This window comes from Sporosarcina sp. (genome assembly GCF_029257255.1).
Taxonomy (GTDB): domain Bacteria; phylum Bacillota; class Bacilli; order Bacillales_A; family Planococcaceae; genus Sporosarcina.
In genome coordinates this window covers 36938-46321 of record NZ_JARICI010000019.1, presented here as the reverse complement: position 1 = coordinate 46321, position 9384 = coordinate 36938, and the positions used below count along the sequence as shown (strand labels likewise).

Below are 9384 nucleotides of genomic sequence, written 5' to 3'. Positions count from 1 at the left end.
TGGAACTGATTCCCCTATTGGCGAAAAAGGAACCCAGAAAAGTACAGGTAAGGGAGGTAATATTAACTTATTTTCTAAAGTAGAAATGGTTAAAGTAACTGTTAAATGGGATGGTAAAGTCGAATCGTTTAATTTATATAAACAATAGAAATTAATCGATGGGTGACGTCAATCTGGATCATTTATTGAACTGCAAACCTAAACTACTTTTTCTATATTAAACCTAAAATTATTACATAAATCTTTTTTGAATATCAAATAGCAATGAAAAATTCAATGCTATTTGATATTCTAATTCGTTGATAATTCGCTTGATCTCAGAGTTTCACCACTCAACTTAACGGGAGAGTAGAAGAAGCCGTTCGTTTTTATTTATTTTATTTACTTTATAATCTTCAGCACTTTCTTGAATTCATCTGTTCCCGCTTCGCCAATCAGTTCGTAGAGTGCCGTTTCGACACAAGTGACTGCAGCACCGAGATTCTTCATTTTCTCAAGGCCGATCCGTTTATTTTCTTCGGTTCTTGAAGTAACCGCATCCTCAACGACTTCCACTTCATAGCCTTGTTCCAACAAGTCTGCAGTTGTCATATAAACACAAATATGTGTTTCGATTCCGGCGATCAATACTTGTTTGCGGCCCGTGTCTTCTAGCTGTTTCATGAATTCTATATTGCCAGCTGCACTGAAAGTCATTTTCGCTATTGGTTCTTGTCCTTTCAGCAAAGCGGATAAAGACTCTGTAGTCGGGCCAAGGCCGTCTGGATACTGTTCTAGCCAGAGGATTGGAATATCGAGTACTTGTAATCCTTTTATCAATTTTTCCAGATTATCGTGAAGTCTCCCGCTGTTATTTACTATTTGCGCCAGTTTCCCCTGCACGTCGACTAGCACAAAAACGGTTTGATCTTTTTGCAACATATTTACGTCCCCCTTTTACTATCATCGCCGATAGTATACCATATTTACAGATTTATTAGAAAAAATGAAAAGATCACAGATATGACCATAAAAAACGCCACAGAAAGTCGTCTGACTTTCCGCGGCGTTATGGTATCAGTTTTGTACTGTTGCTTTTTGTTTCGCTTTTTCTTTTGCTTCAATACGGCGGGCATGCAAGATGGGTTCTGTATAGCCGCTTGGCTGTTCAGCACCTTTGAATACCAAATCACAAGCTGCCTGGAATGCAACAGAGTCGTTGTAGTTTGGAGCCATTGGCTGATATAATTCATCTCCAGCATTTTGCTCATCCACCACTTTGGCCATACGCTCCATTGTTTCTTGCACCTGTTCTTTTGTACAGATACCGTGACGCAGCCAGTTGGCGATATGCTGGCTCGAAATACGCAATGTTGCACGGTCTTCCATTAAACCAACATCATTGATATCCGGAACCTTTGAACATCCAACACCCTGATCGATCCAGCGAACCACATAGCCAAGAATTCCTTGCGCGTTGTTATCCAATTCAGATTGAATTTCTTCAGCCGGCCAATCAGAACTCGGAGCCAGTGGAATCTCAAGAATACCGTCTTGATAATCAATCGAACTGTCCACATTTGCTTGTACTTCTTTCACATTTACATCATGATAATGCAATGCGTGAAGTGTAGCTGCTGTCGGTGAAGGAACCCATGCTGTGCTTGCGCCAGCTTTCGGATGTGCAATTTTCTGTTCAAGCATCGCAGCCATCATATCAGGCATTGCCCACATTCCTTTACCAATCTGCGCATGTCCAGGTAGGCCAGCTTTGATTCCGACTGCAACGTTGGAAGATTCATATGAAGCAAGCCATTTTGAAGCTTTCATATCATTTTTACGAATAACAGGTCCTGCTTCCATTGAAGTATGAATTTCGTCTCCCGTACGGTCAAGGAATCCAGTATTAATGAAGGCAATTCGCTCTTTCACTTCATTAATTGCATTTTTTAAGTTTAATGACATTCTGCGCTCTTCATCCATTAGACCGATTTTCAATGTATTACGCTCTAATTTCAGCACATCTTCAATACGGTCGAAAAGTTTATTTGCAAATGCCGCCTCTTCCGGACTATGCATTTTCGGTTTTACGATATAGATTGAACCGTGACGCGAGTTTTTGAATTCTGTGTCTTGCTTCAAGTTATGCGTTGCGATCAATGAAGTAATGACACCATCCAAGATTCCTTCTGGTACTTCATTGCCATTTTCATCAAGGATTGCGTTGTTTGTCATCAAGTGACCTACGTTACGAACGAACATTAATGAACGGCCATGCAATGAAAGTTCTTTGCCATCCGTTGTTTTATACGTACGGTCGGGATTCATTCTTCTTGTAACCGTTTTGCTGCCACGCTGAAATGACACTTCCAGATCGCCTTTCATAAGACCCAGCCAGTTGCGGTAAACGCCGACTTTATCTTCTGCATCTACTGCAGCAATTGAATCTTCGCAGTCCATTAATGTAGAAAGCGCTGCTTCCATAATCAAATCTTTTACGCCGGCTGGATCATCTTTCCCAATCGGGTGATTTCGGTCGATCGCAATTTCGATATGCAGTCCGTTATTTGTCAACAAGACAGCAGACGGAGCATTTTCTACCCCATTATAGCCTGCAAATTGGGCAGCATTTTTCAACGTTGTTTGATTGCCGTTCTGCAATGTCACTTCCAGCTTGCCGTCAGCAACTGCATATGCTGTCGCCTCTGCATGAGAACCCTCTGCCAGAGGAACTGCCTGATCAAGCAGATTTTTCGCGAAATCAATGACTTTCTGTCCGCGGACCGGGTTGTATTGTACACCAGCTTCTGCACCGTTTTCATCACTTATTACATCTGTTCCGTATAGTGCATCATACAGACTTCCCCATCTAGCATTCGCCGCATTCAATGCATAGCGTGCATTGTCAACAGGAACTACCAGCTGGGAGCCGGCCTGAACTGCTATTTCCTCATCTACATTTGAAGTGGTTACTTGGAAATCTTCCACAACAGGCTCCAAATAGCCGATTTCTTTCAGGAAATCTTTATATTGTTTTGAATCTATTTTTCCGTTATTTGTTTGATGCCATTCACTGATGGACTTTTGTAAATCAAGGCGTTTCTTCAACAGTGCTTTGTTTTCCGGAGCTAGTTCATGAATCAGCGAGTCTAAGTCTACCCAAAACTGATCTTTTTGGATTTCTAAGCCCGGCAGAACTTCCTCATTAACGAAGTCATACAGCTCGTTTGCAACTTGCAATTTACCGACTTTTTCATATTTCGTCATAGAATATAGCCACCCCTTAAGATTTTTTGCGCCACTCTGTTGTATAACATGTAGCGGTGAACACGATTATTCATTCATTGATCATAGGTGCCCCCACAGCCAATAATCAAGATTCCGTCTCATAAATGACGATTAATGTCCTAATTTGAAGTCGTGTTAGTACTTATCATACCTAAAGTCTAGAAAACTTTCAACTGAATTGCGAAAATTTGCACACCATCTAATTCAGATATCATTCTAAGACTTGCCAACAGTTATATAACAGTTTGACATTTGACCTTCCAAACATTATTTAATGGTCTGACAAATCAATAAATTTTCCGTTTAGTGAGCAAACTCGTGTTGACACCTTAAAAAGCTTATGATAGTTTTAGAGACAATCATCTGAATTGAATAGTTTGAAAATAGGTGAAATGAAGAATGACTTACGGCTTTCATTTCTTAAAAGGGAATCCTTTTCTTTGGAGCGGTCCCGCCACTGTGAAGACGCTTTTGCGTCCAGCCAGATACCTACCTGTTTTCATAACGCTTAATCCTACGGTGAATAGGGAGGTGTTAGACACACGCAAACTGTATTGCATGCTTTATTTATGCATGCATATTTACACATACGCGCATCTCTAACATTCTTCGTTAGAGATGCTTTTTTTATTGGCAAAATTAAGGGGGAATAGAAAAATGGTAAAAAGCAGTATACTGGGTTATCCCGTTATCGGAGAAAATCGTGAATGGAAACGGGCTCTTGAAGCCTTTTGGTCAGAAAAGATTTCTGAAGAGGAACTTCTTCAGACAACGAAACAAATCCGGTTAGATAACTTAAAAAAGCAGCAAGTAGCTGGAGTGGAACAAATTCCAGTAGGTGATTTCACACTATACGACCGAGTTCTTGATACTTCTGCAATGTTTGGAATCATCCCTTCCCGCTATCAATGGAAAGGTGGAAAAGTTTCCACTGCTCACTATTTCTCCATGGCACGCGGAAATGAAAACGCTGTTGCATCTGAAATGACAAAATGGTTTAATACGAACTATCACTATATCGTACCGGAATATGAAGGCCAGCGTTTTCAGCTGACGGAAAACAAACCTTTGACTGCCTACCGTGAAGCAAAGAAAGAACTGGGCATTGAAGGGAAACCTGTCCTACTTGGTCCTTATACATTGCTTAAATTATCTAAAGGATACGAAGATAAAGACGTTCCGGCGATCATTCTGCAGCTAATCCCCCTTTATCAGCAAATACTTCATGAATTGCAGGAGGAAGGTGTGCAGTGGGTGCAGATTGACGAGCCTATTCTATGTACATCCATTACTGCAGATGAAATGAAAGCTGTAACAGAAATCTATTCCCAGCTGACAAAAAATATCGGAAGCCTTAATATTTTATTGCAGACGTATTTCGACTCTGTTGAACACTACGAAGCAACAGTAGCTCTGCCCGTTGCAGGAATCGGGCTAGATTTCGTACATGACAACGAACAGAACCTTCAAAACTTGAAAACTCACGGATTCCCGAGAGATAAAGCCTTGGGTGCGGGTATTGTTGACGGCCGTAACATCTGGCGTTCTGATTTGGATGCCAAGCTCTTACTATTGGAAACGATTCAGCAGCATGTGAAGGCAGAAAAATTATGGATTCAGCCGTCAAGCAGTCTTTTGCATGTACCTGTGACAATCCGTTCTGAACAGAAACTGGACTCTGTCATCACAAATGCATTTGCGTTTGCAGATGAAAAAATCAAGGAAATAAGTGCTTTGCGCACAGCAGTGCTAGAAGGTAAAGATTACGCAGCCGCAGACTTTGCCGACAGTGAAAAAGCATTGGCTTCTTTCAATGAATTGCCTGCACGCAAACGTCAGGATGTACGCGATGCATCGTCTGGCAGTGTTTTATCCGACAGTAAACGAAATCTCCCATTTGCAGAGCGTAAAGTAAAGCAGCAGGAAAAATTCCAATTGCCTTTACTGCCTACCACTACAATTGGAAGTTTCCCTCAAACACCTGAAGTCCGTAAAACGCGCTCGGAATGGCGCAAAGGTGATATTACAGATCAGCAGTACAAAGATTTTGTCAATGCAGAAATCAGCGAGTGGATTACGATTCAGGAAGATTTGGGACTGGACGTTTTGGTACACGGTGAATTCGAACGGACAGACATGGTTGAATATTTCGGAGAGAAATTGGATGGCTTTGTCTTCACTGAAAAGGCGTGGGTTCAGTCTTACGGATCACGCTGCGTCAAGCCCCCTATCATCTTTGGAGATGTTGCATTCACGAAGCCAATGACTGTCGAGGAATCCGTTTATGCAAAGTCGCTGACGGATCACGAAGTAAAAGGCATGCTGACTGGACCTGTCACGATACTGAACTGGTCTTTCGTACGGGATGATCTGTCAAGAGAAGAAGTCACGAATCAAATTGCACTGGCACTGCGCAAAGAGATCGAATCGCTTGAAGCTGCCGGCATCCATATGATCCAAGTAGATGAGCCTGCGCTTCGGGAAGGATTACCTTTAAAGAAATCCGAATGGGATCATTACTTGAATTGGGCAGTGAACGCATTCCGTGTTGCGACAGCTTCCGTAGAAGATACGACGCAGATCCATACGCATATGTGCTATTGCGACTTCAATCACTTTATCGATGCCATCAGTGCGCTGGATGCAGACGTAATTTCTATTGAGACGTCACGAAGTCATGGCGATCTGGTCGAGTCATTCAATGAGTATCATTATGACAAAGGGATCGGTCTCGGCGTGTATGATATCCACAGCCCGCGCGTGCCGGCGGTAGAAGAAATGACGGAAATCATTACTAAAGGATTGGAAGTTTTGGATCCTTCACAGTTCTGGATTAATCCGGACTGCGGCTTAAAGACAAGAAAGCGCGAAGAAACAATCGCAGCTTTAGAACATATGGTGAAAGCAACAGAACAAGCACGTCAACGTTTAGGTGTTACGGCAGGAAAATGAGTAAAGAGCAGACCCATTTCGACGGGTCTGCTCTTTTCATTTTATAAAATCATTGCTGCCATAACGCCAAAAATAATCAATGGAATGTTGAAATGCAGGAATGTCGGCACACAGGTATCCCAAATGTGATGATGCTTGCCATCTGCATTGAGACCCGATGTTGGCCCGAGTGTACTGTCTGAAGCTGGTGAACCCGCATCTCCAAGTGCGCCTGCTGTACCGATTAAAGCAGCTGTTGCGAGAGGCGAGAATCCGACTGCCATACAGATTGGAACAAATAATGCTGCAATAATTGGAATGGTACCGAATGAAGATCCAATTCCCATTGTAATCAAGAGACCTACTAGAAGCATAATGAGAGCGATCAGCATTTTATTGTCTCCTAATATACCTGTTGCTGATTCGACAAGACTATCTACTGCCCCCGTTTCTTTCAGAACAGTCGCAAACCCTGAAGCAATCAGCATAACAAAAGCAATCATACCCATCATGGCAATTCCGTCATTTACGACTTTTTCTCCATCTTTGAACGGGATGACAGTTAAGACAAACATCAAGAAGATTCCAGCAAGCGCCCCAAGTATCAAGGAATCAGTTATCAGCTGGACTGCCAGTGCGGCGATAATTGAAACGATCGTAAATCCGTGGCGGATGTTAAATTTCAACTCCATGTTTTCCGCTTCTTCTTCTCTCAGAATATTAATTTTCTCTGCTTCCTCATCAGCATAATCACGAGGTTTGCGATATGTAATGAAAACAGCAACCAGCAGACCGACAATCATTCCGCAGCCTGGGATCAGCATGGCCAAGTTGGCTTCTGAAAGGGTAATATTCATACCGCTTGCTGCCATTTCATCAACAATAATTCCTTTAAAGATCAATCCAAATCCTGCAGGAATCATAATATACGGTGTTTTCAGGCCAAAAGTAAGCGCTGTTGCAATACCACGGCGATCAATCTTCATGGTATCGAATAAATGTAGCATAGGTGGAATTAAAATTGGAATAAATGCAATGTGTATCGGTACTAAGTTTTGTGAGAAACAAGCGACTCCAGCAATCGTTAATAACAATATCGCTCGTTTCCCTCGTAATATCTTCACTAAATTTTTCACTAAAAATCCCGCTATTCCCGACATGCCGATCATCACGGCAAACATCCCTAATAGAATATAGCTTAGGGCAGTATTTGCCTGTCCTCCCATACCAGAAACCAGCATAGTGGTAGCTTCAGTTAAAGAAAGGCCTTCCATAAGTCCCGCCACACCAGCCGCTGCCAAAATCGCGAAAATTACGTTTACCCGAAATAAACTCAATACCGCCATGACAATGACAGAAATTACTACTGTATTAAATAACATGTTCTCATCCCCCGTGTCTCAATTCCTATAACTATAAACAACCTTGAAAACAAGGGCTTACAACGGCTTGCGAATAATATCCAGATGTCGCCAGGCAGGAAAATCCCGCCCGGCGTTTCACACTGGAAAAATCAATCTTGTATACAATATCGGTTATTTCAGTTGCATTACACTTGAGTTGGCAAAGACTTATCCGCAAATGCCTTCCAGTCCATTTCAAGCAACCATGCAGCAGCCGCTTCAATGTCCTTAGAGAAAATGCGGTCCTTTTTGATGCTTGGGACGACTGTGCGAGCTTCTTCATAAAATTTCTTCGTGAAGTCAGCTAGCTTTTCAGTCCCTCTGTATTCTGCAGCCTGCATAGCACAAATCAATTCAATCGCCAGCACTCTGCGTGCATTCTGAATGATTTGATACGCATGACGGGAACCAATCGTCCCCATGCTGACGTGGTCTTCCTGGTTAGCTGAAGACGGAATCGAGTCAACACTTGCCGGGTGAGCCAGCGTTTTATTCTCTGAAACTAATGATGCTGCTGCATATTGCATGATCATTGCGCCGGACTGTAGACCTGGTTCAGGGCTCAAGAATGGCGGCAGATCGTTCAGCTGCGGATTAACAAGACGCTCAACACGGCGCTCTGAAATATTCGCAAACTCTGCCATTGCAACCTTCAAGAAGTCCATAGCAAATGCGATTGGCTGACCGTGGAAGTTACCACCTGAAATAACTTTTTCACCTTCATCAAAAATTAGCGGGTTATCAGTTGCTGCGTTCATTTCAATTTCGAGCTTTTCTTTCACGTAATCAAGAACCTGCCAAGACGCTCCGTGAACCTGAGGGATACAACGTAGTGAATAGGCATCCTGCACACGCAGCTCCCCTTGTCTTGTTGTCAACTGGCTGCCTATGAACATACGGCGCATACGCTCTGCCACTTCTATCTGCTGGCGGTAACCGCGTGCTTCGTGAACATCCGCATCAAATGCATCGACGATCCCAAGCAAGCTTTCCAATGTCATCGTAGAGATTGCTTCCGTTTGATAAGCAAGCTGTTCCGACTCGATGTAATTAACTAGACCCATTGCTGTCATCGCCTGAGTTCCGTTAATCAGCGCAAGGCCTTCTTTCGCCTTCAATGTAACGGGTTCAATACCTTCCCGACTCATTGCTTTCATTGATTCCATACGCTCACCCTTATAGAATACCTCTCCTTCCCCCATGAGGACAAGTGCCAAATGTGACAGAGGAGCCAAGTCACCGCTTGCTCCTAATGAACCTTGCTGTGGAATGACCGCATGAATGTTAGCATTGACAAGATCCAGCAAACGTTCGATTACTACCGGACGAATTCCTGAGAATCCTTTTAAAAGAGCATTTGCACGCAGTAATGTCATACCGCGGGAAACCATTTCAGGAAACGGTTCGCCAATTCCGCATGCATGTGAATGAATCAAATTTAATTGAAGCGCTTCTGTATTCTCGGGTTCGATGAGCACGTCACTGAATTTACCGAATCCTGTTGTGATTCCGTAAACAACTTTACCTTCTTCTACAATCTTCTCTACTGCCTCGCGACTTTTCTGAACAGCCTTCATACTTTCTTCTGAAGCCTTTACCTGCACTCCGTTTACCAATACTTCTCTTGCTTCTTCAATTGTTAGTGTACGTCCAGTTAATTCGATCATTTACATTTCCTCCTCGTTGTCATTTGTTCTTGTTGTCATACGTTTCATGAAGTAAGAAGCCTTTTTGGACATGCAAAAAGAGGCTATATTGACAGACGGATCCCTAAAAGGGTACC

At 42.8% G+C, this 9384-nt stretch carries 5 protein-coding genes; 1 reads left to right on the top strand and 4 read right to left on the bottom strand.

The window, feature by feature from the left end; all coding sequences use genetic code 11:
* Positions 1–381: 381 nt before the first annotated feature.
* Positions 382–921, bottom strand: a complete 540-nt coding sequence (locus tag Q1J64_RS04945) for a hydrolase (RefSeq protein WP_301107976.1) — start codon at positions 919–921, stop codon at positions 382–384.
* 135 nt (positions 922–1056) lie between these two features.
* Positions 1057–3246, bottom strand: a complete 2190-nt coding sequence (locus tag Q1J64_RS04940) for a malate synthase G (protein WP_301107975.1) — start codon at positions 3244–3246, stop codon at positions 1057–1059.
* 678 nt (positions 3247–3924) lie between these two features.
* On the opposite strand from Q1J64_RS04940, the gene metE reads away from it, so the two are divergent.
* Complete coding sequence (metE, locus tag Q1J64_RS04935) at positions 3925–6219, top strand: 5-methyltetrahydropteroyltriglutamate--homocysteine S-methyltransferase (protein WP_301107974.1); 2295 nt, start codon at positions 3925–3927, stop codon at positions 6217–6219.
* A 41-nt stretch (positions 6220–6260) separates the two neighbouring features.
* On the opposite strand, the gene Q1J64_RS04930 is transcribed toward metE, so the two are convergent.
* Both Q1J64_RS04930 and hutH read right to left on the bottom strand, forming a co-directional pair.
* Positions 6261–7580: a Na+/H+ antiporter family protein gene (locus tag Q1J64_RS04930; RefSeq protein ID WP_301107973.1), complete on the bottom strand. Its 1320-nt coding sequence runs from the start codon at positions 7578–7580 to the stop codon at positions 6261–6263.
* 167 nt (positions 7581–7747) lie between these two features.
* Positions 7748–9268 carry a histidine ammonia-lyase gene (gene hutH / locus Q1J64_RS04925; protein ID WP_301107972.1) on the bottom strand — a complete coding sequence of 507 codons (1521 nt, stop codon included), beginning with the start codon at positions 9266–9268 and terminating at the stop codon, positions 7748–7750.
* Positions 9269–9384: the final 116 nt, after the last annotated feature.

What these genes read in the sequence shown, in the direction of transcription:
- metE (WP_301107974.1), top strand. Translation starts at nt 3,925, where the DNA reads ATGGTAAAAAGCAGTATACTGGGTTATCCCGTTATCGGAGAAAATCGT.
- hutH (WP_301107972.1), bottom strand. Translation starts at nt 9,268, where the DNA reads ATGATCGAATTAACTGGACGTACACTAACAATTGAAGAAGCAAGAGAA.
- Q1J64_RS04945 (WP_301107976.1), bottom strand. Translation starts at nt 921, where the DNA reads ATGTTGCAAAAAGATCAAACCGTTTTTGTGCTAGTCGACGTGCAGGGG.
- Q1J64_RS04930 (WP_301107973.1), bottom strand. Translation starts at nt 7,580, where the DNA reads ATGTTATTTAATACAGTAGTAATTTCTGTCATTGTCATGGCGGTATTG.
- Q1J64_RS04940 (WP_301107975.1), bottom strand. Translation starts at nt 3,246, where the DNA reads ATGACGAAATATGAAAAAGTCGGTAAATTGCAAGTTGCAAACGAGCTG.